This window comes from Nocardia abscessus, assembly GCF_015477775.1.
GTDB classification, from domain to species: domain Bacteria; phylum Actinomycetota; class Actinomycetes; order Mycobacteriales; family Mycobacteriaceae; genus Nocardia; species Nocardia abscessus_A.
Genome location: NZ_JADLQO010000036.1, coordinates 1 through 13,159, shown reverse-complemented (window position 1 = coordinate 13,159; position 13,159 = coordinate 1). Strand labels below are relative to the sequence as shown.

Below are 13,159 nucleotides of genomic sequence, written 5' to 3'. Positions count from 1 at the left end.
TCGTGCCGTGCGCATCCAGAACTGGAAGAGAGGCATCCGGGTCGGAACTATTTTCCACATTCCGCTTGACATCACACGCCCTATCGAGCGGTCATGGAACCGGAAACGGCACCGACCCGGCGGGGAATCGCCCCGATCGGTGCGGATTCCGTCCCGACCGGGACATCACCGAATTCACGAAACCCAATGTTGGAAGGAACCCCCCGTGTCGAAAAAGAAGAACGCCGCCAGCGACCCTACGGAAACGGCCGCGCCTGCCCCGGAACACGGCACGCGGTCGGGTCGCGTGCCGGTGCTGTCCCGTGACAGCGACAGCGCGTTGTGGGCGGCGCTGGGGGCCCACCCCGACAGCACCACCGCCGCGCTGGCCGACATCGCCGGGATCGGACTGTCCACCGCGCGGCGGTTGCTGGCCCAGTGGGAAACCGCCGGGTGCGCACAGTCACACACCGACCCCGAATCGCCTCGGGCCGCCAAAACGTGGACCACTGGTGCGGGCGCGCCCGCCACCATCGAACCCGACCCGGCCGCGCCCGTTGACCCGGTCCCCGTGCCTGGCGGCGCGGCCCCGGCCGAACCGGCGACGCCGGAAACCACGACACCGGAACCGGTTTCGCCCGTGCCGGTCACCCCGGCGGACCTGGAGTCCGTCACCCCGGCCGCCGACCCGACGCAGGAAGTGGCGGTCCCCGGCTCGGACGTGCCCGCTGACCCCGAACCCGACGCGACGGCGGAGACGGCGCTGGCGGCCCCTACGGGCGACGATTCCGCCGACCCGGCCCCTGTCACCCCGGCCCCGGCCGATGCCACGACAGCGGCGAACGCGGAGTCGACGGTGGAACGGCTGCCCGCCGGTGCGTTGCGGGGACAGGTCGATGACTTCCTGCGCGACAACCCCGGAAAGGAGTTCACCCCGCACCAGATCGGTAAGGAACTCGGGCGGTCCAGCGGTGCGGTGCACAACGCCCTGGTCACCCTGACCAAGAACGGGATCGCTCGCCAGACCAGCGCGGCCCCCAAGAGATTCACCCTCGCGTCCTGACAAAAGGGGCGATGCCGGAATCCCCGGAGGGCTTAGCTCCGGGGAGTCCGACACCGCGCCTCTCAATGTATCTCCTGAGAAAGGTGTTCGATTATGTACTCCACTCCTACCCCCGCCATCCTGGGCTCGGCCCTGTACCGGGTGTTCGCCGCCTCTACCGAGGCCCCCGACAGCCTGGCGCTGTGGATCGAGATCGCGGACGCGGCCGTGCGTGAGCTGAACATGCCCGTGTTGCCGTCGCTGGTGCCGTGGGTGCCGATCGTTCTGCGGTACCGGCTCAATCGGACCGAGGGTGAGTTCTTCCCGTTCACCGGTTCGGTGCGGATCATGACCGGGCCGCTGACCGGCACGTTGTACCCCGACCGCGACGCCGCCGCACGCGCGGTCGTCGACGCCACCCTGGCGACCGGGCGTGACGAGGGGGACACCAGTGACGGCGGCGACGGTGAGCAGACCGAGGCGGTGCCAGAGGGGCTGCCGTCGTGGCGGTTCCGCAACGGGGGTGCCCCGACCGCGTTCACCCCGCGCGCCGTGCCGCCGCTCGTCTCCTAGCCCGCCTACCGACTGAAACGGCCGGTGGTGCCGAGCCATTCGCTCGGCACCACCGGCCGCTTCCTGTGCGCTGTGCGGGACAGCGCGGGGCTACCTGACGCGGTCGATGGCCTGTTCGATCCATTCGGTCAGCACGGGGGCGGCGGTGTCGTAGCCGGTGGCGTCGAACGTGGCTGTGTGGCTGTTGTGGGGGGCCGGAACGGCGGTGCCCGTGCTGGTGGTGGTGCCCGCCGTGCCCGCCCCGGCCGTGGTGGCGGTGTAGGTCTGGGTCAGGGTATGGAACTGTGTGCCGGTGAACGCGCTGGCGGTGGCCGAGAGGAGATCGGCGGCGATCGGAGCCAGCCTGGTCAGCGCCAGCACCGCCGCCACGGGATCACCGTCGGCGAGGGTTTCCACAGCGGTCCAGGCGATCTCCTGGGCGCGGCCGACGTCGGTGGCGATGCGGGAGATGTCGAGACCTGCCAGGACACCGACGATCTCGGCCGCGATCGTGGCGACCCCGGTGGTGTCCAGCGGCGCGGCCAACGCCAGGGCGCGCGCCACCAGGCGCAGGTCGAGTCCGTCTGCCAACTCGACCAGCGGGGCGAACTGATTGTTCAGGTCCCCCGAGACGCGGTGCAGGCCCCGCAGATCCCCGGCAGAGATCAGGCCGGGCAGCTGGGCGAGGTCGGCCACGATCGCGGGCACGTTCGCGGTGAAGCTCGCCAGCCCGTTGAGGACCGTGACCACCTGGGCGAGGACCTGGGACGCGCTGAGCTGCCCGGTCGAGGTCGTGCCGGTGGTCGGTGCAGTCGTCGTGGTGGTGGGGACCTTCGCTGTGGTTGTGGTGGAGGGGGCCGAGGTGGTGGTGAGGGCGCGGCTGACCGCGGCGAGGACCGGTGACTCGGCCGTGGTGGTCGAGCAGTAGCTGTCGCCCTCGATGCACAGCGTTCGGACCCGGTCGGTCAGCTCGCCGAAGCTCTGCGAACGCGGCCCGGTGACGCCTTGCCCGGAGACCGGGGTGCCGAGCTGGGTGGTGGCTGCGTCACGGCGCGGGTCGGAGACGAGTGTCACGGCCACGACTCGGGAGGGCGGGATCGGGCCCTTGTTGTTGCCGATGGTGGTGGCGAGGTCGCCGGTGACCTCGGCGCCCTGGCCGTAGCCAGTCAAAACGACTCGCGTGTCCGAGCACAATCCCGAGACCGCCGCGGCGAGGTCAACTCCGCTCACCGAACCCGCACCGGTGATGGGTGCGGCGAGGGTTCGGACCTCGATGTCGCTGCCGTAGCGGGCGATCAGGGATTCCCCGAGCTGGGTGAGGATCCCGGGCGTGGTCTGGCCGGTGGCGGTGGGGGTTGTCTCGTAGGTGCCCGGTACCAGCAGCGCGGTCCAGCGCGGGCACTGGGTACCGGCCCGGCCCGGTGCGGGTTCTGCGGCGGCGACACCGGCCGTCACGGTGGTCGCGGCGATGGCCGCGCACAGCGCCGCGCGGACGGTTCGAGAGTGGTTGTGGCGCATGGGCTTCTCCGTTCGTACAAGGGGGGTTAGGGGGTGGCGGGGGAGTCGTTGTGGGCGGGGGCGGGTCTTCTGGCCGCGTAGAAGTCGTCGTCCTTCCACCGGTAGGACGAGATCTGGACGGGCTTATCGAAGGTCGGGGCATGCACCATCTGGCCCCCGCCGAGGTAAATCCCGACGTGGTGGACGTCGGCGGCGGTGCCGTAGAACACGAGATCCCCAGGCGCGAGCTGACCCTCGGACACCGGGGTGCCGGTGTGAACCTGGTCGTAGGTGGTGCGCGGAATCGAGATCCCGGCCGACCGGTAGGCGGCCTGGGTGAGTCCTGAGCAGTCCCAGCCGCCGTTCACGTCGGGTCCGTTGCCGCCCCACACGTAGGGGAGGCCGAGCTGGGCGCAGGCGAAGGAGATCACCTGCGCGGCAGTCGGAGTCGTGGGAGAGGCGGTCTGGCAGCCGCCGCCGGAGGTGTCGGTGGCGCGGTAGTGGGCGGCCTGGTCGAGGACCTGGTTGACGTACCAGTCGGCGTGGTTGTAGGCGAAGATCGCGGCTCGCAGGTCGCCGGGTGCGCCAGAGTCACACAGGTAGAACGCGGCGGCGTGGATGGCGTCGGAGGGGTTGTAGCGCGAGGGCGGGCTCGCACCACTAGCGGGCAGGGGATGCCGCGCAACGACTGAGTCGAAGGTCGGGACCAGGAACTGCATCGGCCCGCCCGCACCGGAAGCGTTCTCACCCGAGGACACTCCGGGCAGGGTGGAGCGTCCGTGGTTGGTCTCGATCTTGCCGATCGCGGCGAGCACCGACCAGTCCAGCCCGGGGCAGTTCCCGGCAGCGGCCTGGTAGAGCACGAGCATCTCGGCCGGGATGTCCTGTTGGGCTTCGGTACTCGGGGACGAGCCGGTGCCGGTCGAGGCTCCCGGGCTGGATGCGGTGAGTGCTTGGTCGAACACGACGACGGCGCTGACCACGGTCGCGATGACGACCGTGAGGAACGCCAACCCCGCGAATCCCGCTCCGAGTGCCTTGACCAGCATCGCTACCTCACCAGAACTCCGAGGCCGGTGGCTGTGGCGGCGGTGGGGACAGGGCGACGATGCCACCTAGCGGTGTCCAGGTCGGCTCCGGTTCGATGTCGGTGGTTGGTGGGGTGCGCCGGGGCCAGACGGTGGTGAGGTGGTGGAGGCGCTTGCGGTCGGTGTCGGTGCCCAGGGGCAGCCATACCTGTTCGGCGGGGCTGGGCTCGGGGCCTGAGGTGAGGAGTTCGGCGGCGGCGGTGGCGACGGGCGCGGCGTCGGGGTCGGGGAGCCGTTCCCAGGTCCGGCGTAGCGCTGCGCGGGTTCTGGTCTCGCGCGCGATGGTCGGTACCCAGAGCAAGACGGGGGTGATGACGCCGGTGGTGCGGGCCAGCTCGGCGAAGCCGTTCAGCTTGGCCGCGATCTTGGACAGGCCACGGGTGGTGTCGAGGTCGTATTCGAGGAAGAAGTCGAGCGTGTCCTCGGCGTGTGTGTAGCGGCCGAAGGCGTCAGGGTGGGCGAGGTCTCCCCACAGGCGCTCGCAGCGGGTCTGGGACCACCACGCCTGTACCTGGGCGGGTTCGCCACGCTGGTCGCGGGCGGGGTGGGTGATCAGGGCGGTGAACCAGTCGGCCACGCCGAGGGTGTGGGCCAGGTGCAGGCTGTGGCTGACGGCGAGGGCGCGCTGATGGTTGTACCCCAACTCGCGCACCGTGATACCGGCCTCCGCGGCGAGCACCCCGGCTCCGCCTGGGGCCAGCACCCAGTGCATTGGTGCGCTTCCCCGGGTCCGCAAGGGCCGGAACCGTTCCAGGACGCCGTAGCGGTGCAGCAATGTGAGACGCCGCAACGCGATGGCGGGGGTGGGGAAAGCGAGGGCGGCGAGCTGGTTGGTGGTCAGGACGCGGTGTTCGTGCAGCATGCGCAGGATCCAGCGGTCGCGCTCGGTCAGGCGCGCGACGAGCGTGGTGAGGTCGAGGGGCCGAGGACGGGCGGAGCGGGGCTCGGGTCGGGGTCGGCGGCTGTCGGCCTGCTGGGCGGGGCGGGAGAGCATCTGTGGCACTGCCTTTCTCGGGTGGAACCGGAGCGTGAGGGTCGAGGGCTTGCTTGGGTTGCTAGGTGGGTGACGGGGCCGGTGGGTCGTCCGGCCAGGGGGCCGGTGTGGGTGGTGGAGCGTGGAGGCGGGCACGGGCGGCGGCGATCTCGCGGGCACGCCCAGGTATCGGCGGGTCAAGAGGCTGGGTGGTGAGGGTGAAGGGGCGCGCGTTTCGACCGTCGACCAGTAGGCGAGCGGCGGCATGGAAGGCATCGAGGTGCGACAGGTCGTGCTCGGACAACCACGGGTCGGTGTGACGGGCCAGGTCGCGGGCGTCATCGGGGCTGACAGTGAAGATGATCTTGTTGCGCGCATTGGCCGAGATGCCGTCGCGCAGTTCGCGCGAGAGCTGGCCGAGGTTCTGGTGTGCCAGCAGTAGCGCCAGGCGCAGTCCGCGGGCTTCGGCGAGCATGTCCTCGATCGGGGTCGAGAGGTTGAGGAAGTTCTGGGCCTCGTCGAGCACAAGGGCGGCGTCGGGCCGATCGGCAGATGGCACCCGAGCCCGCGCGGTCACCGCCTGCCACGTCCGCGCTACCAGCAGCGATCCGACCAGCCGCGAGGTCTCCTCTCCCAGCGAGCCCTTCGGCAGGCGTGCCAGGCAGATGCCGCCGTTGTCGAGGATGTCGGCGAACTCGACGGTCGAGGGTCCGCCCGCGATGGCCGAACGCACGAACGGGCGGAGCAGGAAGGCGCGCAGCTTGTTCAACAGTGGCCCGGTGAGCTGGGCGCGGCCGGTGTCGGAGAGGGCCTCGTAGCCGTCCCAGAACCCGCGAAGCACGGGGTCGGGGGTGGTGCGGGTGACCCGAGACCGGAACGCGGTCTCGGTGAGCAGGCGAGGCAGGTCGGCCAGGGTGGCGGTGCCGGGCTGGGCGCACAGGGTGAGCAGGCTGGCGCGCATGATGTCGTCGGTGCGCGGCCCCCACCATTGGTGAAAGATCCGGTGGAATACGGTCACGAGGTTGTCGACGGCGAGATCCATTCCCGCGCGCCCGATCCGGCCGATGTCGAGCGGGTTCACACATGGTGGGGCGCTGGGCGAGTCGGCGTCGAAGAGCACCACCCGTTCACCCATGCGCGAGGGCAGCCGGGACAGGACGTCGGTGACGAGGTCGCCTTTGGGGTCGATGACGATCACCCCGCGCCCTGCGTCGGCGTCATCGAGGATCGTGCGGGCCAGGAGAGTGGATTTGCCGACACCGGTGGGGCCGAGGATGTGAAGGTGGTGGCGGGCGTCGGGCACCTTGACCGCGACAGGGCGGCGAGTGCCGGTGTCGGCCATCCCGAGCGGTTTCGTGTGGTCGCCGCCGACAGGGATCTCGGGGGCGGGGGACAGGGCGCGTGCCCCGGCGCGCTGCAGGCCAGGTAACCCGTCGTCGGTGGGCAGATGCGCGATCGTCGCCAGCTCGGGCACCGACAGCACGTCGCCGCGCCCCAGGCGGCGCTGCCGGATCAACCGCTGGAGGCGCAGGCGACGCCGACGCCGGTAGTAGTTGTGGTCGGTGCAGGCCCCGAACACGGTGGCGAGCGCGTCGGCTCGCCCGCGTGCCACCGCGCGTGCCTCCGCTGTCGGATTCACTTCCTCGGGGTCGTCGGAGACCGGGATCGTGGTGGCGTAGCGGACGACTGTTTCCCAGTGCGCGCCTCGTGCTTTGGCCGCTGCGGCGCGGGCGGCGGCGCTGTACTCCAGTGAGGTCTGGCGGTCGGTGGCCCGCACTCCTCCCACGCCCGTGGCGGCGGAGGAGATACGAGCAGGACCCGTGCCAGGGGTGAGTAGGTTCAGGGCCTCGCGCAAGAGTCCCGCCACGATGCCAGCTCGGGTGCTGGTACTCGCCGCGGCGCGGGTGGCTCGGGCGACGCGGCGGCTGGTGACCGGGCGGGCGAGGATCTGCACGCAGGTGGCCTGCCCGGGGGCGAGGTCGGCGGCGGCGGTGATCAGGTTGCGCACCAGATCACCGGAGTGGTCGGTGCTCAACGGCAACCCCTCGCGGCGCCCGAGGCGCAGCTCGCCTCCGGCCACGACCCGCCGGATGCCCTTCGCCGGGTCGGGCAGCGGGGGCCGGACTGGTTCGATGGTGTCGGTGTGCGCGCCGGGCCAGGCGGAGGCGATGGCGCGTTCGATGAGTCCGGGTGGGATCGCGCCGGGCACCCAGAGTCGGATCGCGGCCCCCTCATCGGGGGTGACGGTGTACTCGAACCCGAGGTGTGGCTGTCCCAGCAGCGTTCGGGCCCAAGCCGGGCGCAGCTGGCCGATGAGGTGGGCCCAGAAGCTGAGTGCGCCTTTGGCATCGACTTCGGGTGGGGTGAGCACGGTGATCTGGCGGGCATGTGCACTCAGCCGATGCCGACGCCACCGGTTCAGAAGCCGCACCGCGGCGAGGCTGGCGATCACGGCGGCGATCACGGCGAGCCCGTCGGTAGAAGCGAGGAGGTGTTCGATCGTGTGGGTCAGATCGGCCAGGACCCGGCCGGGCGCGACAAGCGCCCGGCCGAGCCACCCCTGTTCGGGATTCATGCGGCCACCGATCCTGGGCCGGTGGCATCGGCGCTTGGCAGCGTCACCGAGGTGCCGAAAGGGAATCGTCCACTCGCGCGGCGGCGCTCGGACGCGGCGGTGGTGGCCTCGGGCTTGCGGAGGATGACGACGTCCTCGTGCGCGATCAGGTGCACCGGCAGCCCCGATGCTCGCTGTTTGACGACGAAGTCGCGCTGGAAGAAGCTCGACCGGGCGACGAGTTCGCCCTCGGTGAGGCGGCCCAGCAGTGCCACGCACCGCTCCACCGGGACCAGCCCGGCCAGCTCGCCGCAGGTGTAGAGGTGGCTGGGCAGGGGCACCAGCTCGGCGTGCTGACGCCACGGCCGCGCAGTGATCACGACATGTCCGCCGGGGGCGAGGTATTCGGCGGCTCCGGCGAGGATCTTGGTGAATCCTGAGAGCAGGCGGCCGAGTCCGACGTTGGCCAGGTTGCCTCGGTCGAGGACCTGGCCGTAGCGGTGGTTGGTCTTGAGGACCGGCTGCGTGCGGTTGGCGCGCACATGCCCGTGCAAGGAGTCGCCGTAGGGCGGAGAGGTGATGACCAGGCTCGCCTGGCCTCGCAGCTCTGCCGGGATCAGGTCGGGCAGCTTGCGGGCGTCCCCGTGGTAGACATTCGCGTCGAGATCGATCCCCGCTTCGCGGGCGAGCTCGATGTTGGTTCGCGCCAGCTGCGCCCACCGGCTCTCGTACTCCACACCGACCGCGCGGCGGCCCAGGTGCAGCGACTCGACGAGGGTGGTGCCTATCCCGCACATCGGGTCCAGCACGAGGTCCCCGGGACGGGTGTAGGTGGCGACCGCGTGCTGCACGATGGCCGGGAACATCTTCGCGGGGTGGGCGGTGCTGTCGGGGTGATACCGGCCCCGCCGCTGCGCGGTCGGGGCGCTCTGGGCCGTCGCCCACACCGACACCGGCACGGCGGCCGGGCGGATCTGCGTGGGGATCGCGGAGGCGGCGTCGCTGGTGTTGGTGGCGGCGGGATCGAGAGTCATGGAGGCGTCCTTCTGGTGAGATTTCGGGCAGGGCGAGAGGCGCATTGGGTCAGCCATGGGCAGGCTGGAGGAACACGAAGACGTCGGTGTGGGCGACGGCGTGGCGCGCGGTGCCGGAGGGGGCTGGGTCGGTGGGCGCGGTGATGGAGTGCCCGGAGATCGGTGCGGCGATGATGTGCTGGAGGTAGAGCAGATCGGCGGCCTGGGCGGCGGCCACGACAGACCCGGCGGGGTCGTGCAGGACGCCGGAGTCACTGTGGCGGCAGCGGGAGAGAACGACCAGCAAACCGCCCATCGCCAGCACGTCGGTCGCGATCGCGGTGATGTGCTCGGCGGCGGCGATCGGGTCGAAGTGATCGGCGAGCAGGCTGGCGATGACCAGATCGACCGGCTCCCCGGACCATGCTCGGTCGGCGGGGGCGTCGAGGCCGTGGCGGTCCAGATCCCCGATCGTGGTGAGTGCTTCGGCGGTGTCGGGCTCGATGATTCGCAGCGCACCCCGGGCAGTGGGGGCGGGCCAACTGAGGAGCATCACCCGTGATCCCGGTTCGGAGAACTCGGCGATCGTGTGCGCCAGGACCGGGTCGGGCCAACGGTCGTCGGGATCGAGCGGGGCGGGCCCGAGCGCCCACAGGGTTGAGGGGACCCGCACGGCGGCGGATGAGGAACGGGATCGGCTGGAACTGGCGGTCATAACGGCCTCCTGAGCGAGAGAGCGGTGTGTACTCGCTTACTTCCGCCAAAAAGCCGAAATCGGGACACGGCCATCCGATAATTTTTCTGAGAATTTTCTGAGACCGAAAAGGCGGCCGGGAAGCCCGTCCGTTCGGTTGAGGTGCGAAACTTTTTTGAAGAATTTTTACGCCGGGTTGCCGACGTAGGCAGGTGCGACATCTGCACCCTATCTGAAACATATCCGGTTCATATCCTGGCTCTATCCGCTCGTTCACAAGCGCAGGTAGATGTGCATATCCGGGCGGATATTCGGCGGCCTAATGGGCGGATGTGAGGGGGTAGCGAAATATTCGCCAGTTCGCCCAGAATGTGACTTGGATATGTTTCAGATATGTTTTGGGTGTGGTTTTGATAGGGTTTGGGTGCGTTTCGGATATGGGCGCGAGGTGTCCTTGCGAGGTCGGAAGTTCTCGACCGAACAAGGAGATCTGTAGTGACGAATTCACACGTCGCGACATACGCGGGACCGGGCGGAAAGCCGGACTCGCCGCTGGCAGTGGTGTGGGCGGGCTTCGACCGGATGGCCGCCGAACCCTTGCCCGCCGACCCGCGCCCGGTGCCGACAGCGCAGCCTGACCCCGCCGCTCCGGTGCGGACGTGGGGGGAGTTGCGCGAGCGGCTGTGGGACCCATCGACACCGATGGGAGAGGTCGACGCGATCTGGGTCTGGCTACTCGAACGAGTCCGCGCCAAGGAAGAGAGCGCGATGCTCGCATGCGCCGGACTGGCCGCGCCGATGCTGTCGCGGACCGCCAGCGAGTACGTGACATCGAGCCACACCGCCCGCCACGACATCGAGTCCGAAATCCTGACCGCGTTCCTGCTCCACCTCCTACGCGTCCGGCTGGAAGCACCGGGGGTGTGGCACCGGCTGCGGTGGGGTGCCTACCGCGCCGTCCTCACGGCGGCAACCCAGCAGCGAACCGACGTGACAGTGGTCGGAGGCCTCGACCGCGACCTGGCCCCGCTGGGGGAACGGGTCCAGGCGATGGTGTCCGGACCGGGTCATCCCGAGACGGTCCTGGCCCAAGCCGTGGCCGCAGGAGTGATCTCCGCCGACGCAGCCGAACTCATCGCGGCCTCGCGCTGGGAGGGCCGGTCGCTGACCGCCTTGGCTGCCGAACTTGGTGTGTCGCTGTGGAAGTTGCGCAAGCAGCGGCCCCGCGCCGAACGCGCCCTGCTGGCGTGGCTGAGCGACCGCGCCCGCGACCTCGATCCCGAGCGCACCAGCCCGGTCGAAGCCGAGGCGGTCACAGCCCTCACGCCGCCGGACCGGTCACCGTGGCGAGGTCGCCGGCCGAACCGGCACTCGGCAGCCCCAGCACAGTCGAGCACCGAGCACGGGCAGGTGGCGGCATGAACACCAACCAGAGGAATCTCAGCGAGGCGCCACAGCCATCGGCTCGGCGCGGGCGGCACTGGCCTAGAGCACTCGCGGTCCTGGCCATGAGCGTGGCGCTCCTGGTCCTGGTCGCCGGATCTGCCTCGGCGACACCGCCGCACACGGCCGTGCTCGCCATCGCCTCGTCGTTGGGGGAGGTGATCGACAACGCCCGCAACTGGTTGGTGGGCATCCTGGCCGGGCTGGCGACATTGTTCTTAACCATCGCGGGGGCCCGCTATCTGCTCGGCGGCGGTGATCCCAGCGAGATCGAGAAGGCCAAGACCTCGTTCCGCGCCGCGTGCCTCGGTTACGCCTTGGCGATGCTGGCACCGGTCGTTGTCGCGGTGCTCAAGTCCATCATCGGAGCCTGAGCGTGACCACCTCGGCCCAGGCATCATCCGTACCTGCCCGGTTCTCGCGGACCACGCGCACCGCTGCCGCCAGCGCGGCGGCGGTGCTCGCCGCGGTCCTGATCGCGCTCACCAGTTCCGCCGGTGCCGCCGCCCAGCCCGTAACCCCGACACCGGCTCCGCCGGTGACCACGGCTCCGGCCACACCCGCCCCGACAACCACTCCACCGACCACGACAACTCCGCGCCGGTGGGTGACACCGCCGTCGACCACCGCCCCGACACCGGCCTCGCCCACAACGACCACGCCCGGCACGACAACGGCACCGACTCGCGGATCCGGTTCGGGTTCGGGGTCGGCGGAGTGCGGGGTCACCAACGTCAACGGTTGTGTGGAGAACGCGGTCGACGGGTTCTTCCGGCGCATCGTGGAGACCTCGCTCAGCCCGCTGCTGGAACTGCTCTCGCAAACCCTGCTCACCACACCCGAACCCGGGCAGATACCCGAGAGCGGCACTCTGTGGAATCAGTCGTGGCAGATCGTGGTCGCGCTCTACGTCCTGGTCGTGATGGCCGCCGGGGTGTTGTTGATGATGCGCGAGACCGTGCAAACCCAATGGTCGATCCGCGAACTCGTACCCCGCCTGGTGGTCGGGTTCGCCGCCGGGGGATTGAGCATGATGATCGCCACCGCCGGAATCGGTTTCGCCAACGCCCTCGCCGGTGCGCTGGCCGGAGACGGCGTCGACTCCGGCTCGGCCGCCGACGCGCTGAGCGAGCTGGCGGTCACCAGTCACCAGAGCCGAGGCGTGTTCGTGCTGTTGCAGTTGGCGTTGTCGGTGATGCTGCTGGTGCTGCTCATCAGCTACGTCGTGCGGGTCACGATCACGATATTGCTGATCGTGGGTGCACCCCTGGCGTTGATGTGTCACGGGCTGCCCGGCCTCGACGGTGTTGCCCGCTGGTGGTGGCGCTCGTTCGCCGCGTGCCTGGCGATCCAGGTCGTGCAATCGCTGACGTTGGTGACCGTGTTGCGGGTGCTGCTCACCCCCGGCGGCTGGCATCTGTTCGGCCCCGACGCGAACGAGATCGCCGACCTTACTGTCGCTTTGGCGTTGATGTTCGTGTTGATCAAGACGCCGATGTGGCTGTTGTCGGTGCTCAAGATCGGGCAAGGCCGCAGCTTCGTCGGGTCGATCGTGCGCGGGTTCATCGCCTACAAGACCCTCGGCCTGCTCAAAGGGTCCACGTCGAGCAGCGCCCGCACCGCCGCCTCGGCGGCACTGGCCCGGCGAACGCCGCGACCCGCCCGTGCCCCGCGAGCGCCTCGCACCGCCACCGCCAGCGGCGGGCCTCCCGACTCCTACGCGCGGGTGCGTTCGACACGCGACGGGCAGCTCATGCTGCCCCTGGAAGGAGTCCGCCGGGTCGCGCGGCAACCCAGCCCGACATCGACCGAGGCGACCGGCACCCCGCCGCCGCGTCCTACCCGGACACCGAGGGGACGCCAGCTCGCGTTCGACTTCACCCCGCCGGACCCGTACCGGGGCATCCGCGCCGGGGCCGGGGGACAGTACCCGCTCCCGATCCCGGTGTGCCGGGTCCGGCCCACACCCCCGGCACAGATCCCGCCGCCGGAACGCCCCCGCCCCCGGCGGCGGCCCGCACAGCTCGCCTTCGACTTTGCCGAGCCTGCCCCGGCCGACCCGTACGCGCGTCTTCGGCCGACGCGCAGCGGCCAGTACCCGCTGCCGTTCCCCGTCACCCGGGTCAAACCCGCCTCACCGCCACCGAACCCACCACAACCACCCGCAGCGGCGCGTCCGGCAGGGCGGCAGCTGCATCTGCCCATGCCCGATCTGCCCGTGCGCCGCCGCGCGCCCCGCGCCCCGAGAGGAGGCACCCTCCAGTGAGCACCATCGTGCGCATCCCGATGGGCGTTTCATACTGCACCTCCTGCGGTTATTGGGG

The 13,159-nt window shown here is 70.2% G+C and carries 12 protein-coding genes; 5 read left to right on the top strand and 7 right to left on the bottom strand.

Annotated elements, in window-relative coordinates; all coding sequences use genetic code 11:
* The first annotated feature begins 205 nt into the window (after nt 1–205).
* Nucleotides 206–1,042, top strand: a complete 837-nt coding sequence (locus IU450_RS38800) for a hypothetical protein (protein ID WP_195154700.1) — start codon at nt 206–208, stop codon at nt 1,040–1,042.
* Between the two features lie 93 nt (nt 1,043–1,135).
* Nucleotides 1,136–1,594 carry a hypothetical protein gene (locus tag IU450_RS38795; protein ID WP_195154699.1) on the top strand — a complete coding sequence of 153 codons (459 nt, stop codon included), beginning with the start codon at nt 1,136–1,138 and terminating at the stop codon, nt 1,592–1,594.
* 90 nt (nt 1,595–1,684) lie between these two features.
* Here IU450_RS38795 and IU450_RS38790 read toward each other — a convergent pair whose 3' ends face one another.
* The 6 genes from IU450_RS38790 to IU450_RS38765 all read right to left on the bottom strand — a co-directional run bounded on the left by IU450_RS38790 (nt 1,685) and on the right by IU450_RS38765 (nt 9,413).
* On the bottom strand, nt 1,685–3,091 hold the full coding sequence (locus IU450_RS38790; protein ID WP_195154698.1) for a cutinase family protein: 1,407 nt from the start codon (nt 3,089–3,091) through the stop codon (nt 1,685–1,687).
* 26 nt (nt 3,092–3,117) lie between these two features.
* Nucleotides 3,118–4,119 (bottom strand): NlpC/P60 family protein, encoded by a 1,002-nt coding sequence (locus tag IU450_RS38785; RefSeq protein ID WP_195154697.1) that lies wholly within the window; start codon nt 4,117–4,119, stop codon nt 3,118–3,120.
* A 7-nt stretch (nt 4,120–4,126) separates the two neighbouring features.
* On the bottom strand, nt 4,127–5,152 hold the full coding sequence (locus tag IU450_RS38780) for a replication-relaxation family protein (protein WP_195154696.1): 1,026 nt from the start codon (nt 5,150–5,152) through the stop codon (nt 4,127–4,129).
* A gap of 61 nt (nt 5,153–5,213) precedes the next feature.
* Nucleotides 5,214–7,706 (bottom strand): type IV secretory system conjugative DNA transfer family protein, encoded by a 2,493-nt coding sequence (locus IU450_RS38775; RefSeq protein WP_195154695.1) that lies wholly within the window; start codon nt 7,704–7,706, stop codon nt 5,214–5,216.
* Entirely contained in the window at nt 7,703–8,719 is a 1,017-nt protein-coding gene (locus tag IU450_RS38770; RefSeq protein ID WP_195154694.1) for a TRM11 family SAM-dependent methyltransferase, read from the bottom strand. The genes IU450_RS38775 and IU450_RS38770 overlap by 4 nt, the downstream gene beginning before the upstream one ends.
* A gap of 49 nt (nt 8,720–8,768) precedes the next feature.
* Nucleotides 8,769–9,413, bottom strand: coding sequence for a hypothetical protein (locus IU450_RS38765; protein WP_195154693.1), 645 nt, complete (start codon nt 9,411–9,413; stop codon nt 8,769–8,771).
* Between the two features lie 474 nt (nt 9,414–9,887).
* On the opposite strand from IU450_RS38765, the gene IU450_RS38760 reads away from it, so the two are divergent.
* Together IU450_RS38760 and IU450_RS38755 are read left to right on the top strand one after the other, a co-directional pair.
* Nucleotides 9,888–10,814 (top strand): hypothetical protein, encoded by a 927-nt coding sequence (locus IU450_RS38760; RefSeq protein ID WP_195154692.1) that lies wholly within the window; start codon nt 9,888–9,890, stop codon nt 10,812–10,814.
* Nucleotides 10,811–11,209: a pilin gene (locus tag IU450_RS38755; RefSeq protein ID WP_228835738.1), complete on the top strand. Its 399-nt coding sequence runs from the start codon at nt 10,811–10,813 to the stop codon at nt 11,207–11,209. Before IU450_RS38760 ends, IU450_RS38755 begins: the two co-directional genes overlap by 4 nt.
* On the opposite strand, the gene IU450_RS38750 is transcribed toward IU450_RS38755, so the two are convergent.
* Nucleotides 11,196–11,564, bottom strand: a complete 369-nt coding sequence (locus IU450_RS38750) for a hypothetical protein (protein WP_195154691.1) — start codon at nt 11,562–11,564, stop codon at nt 11,196–11,198. The genes IU450_RS38755 and IU450_RS38750 overlap by 14 nt on opposite strands.
* 16 nt (nt 11,565–11,580) lie before the next feature.
* Between IU450_RS38750 and IU450_RS38745 the strand changes: the two genes are divergently transcribed.
* Nucleotides 11,581–13,101, top strand: coding sequence for a conjugal transfer protein TrbL family protein (locus IU450_RS38745; protein WP_195154690.1), 1,521 nt, complete (start codon nt 11,581–11,583; stop codon nt 13,099–13,101).
* The last annotated feature ends 58 nt before the right edge of the window (nt 13,102–13,159 follow it).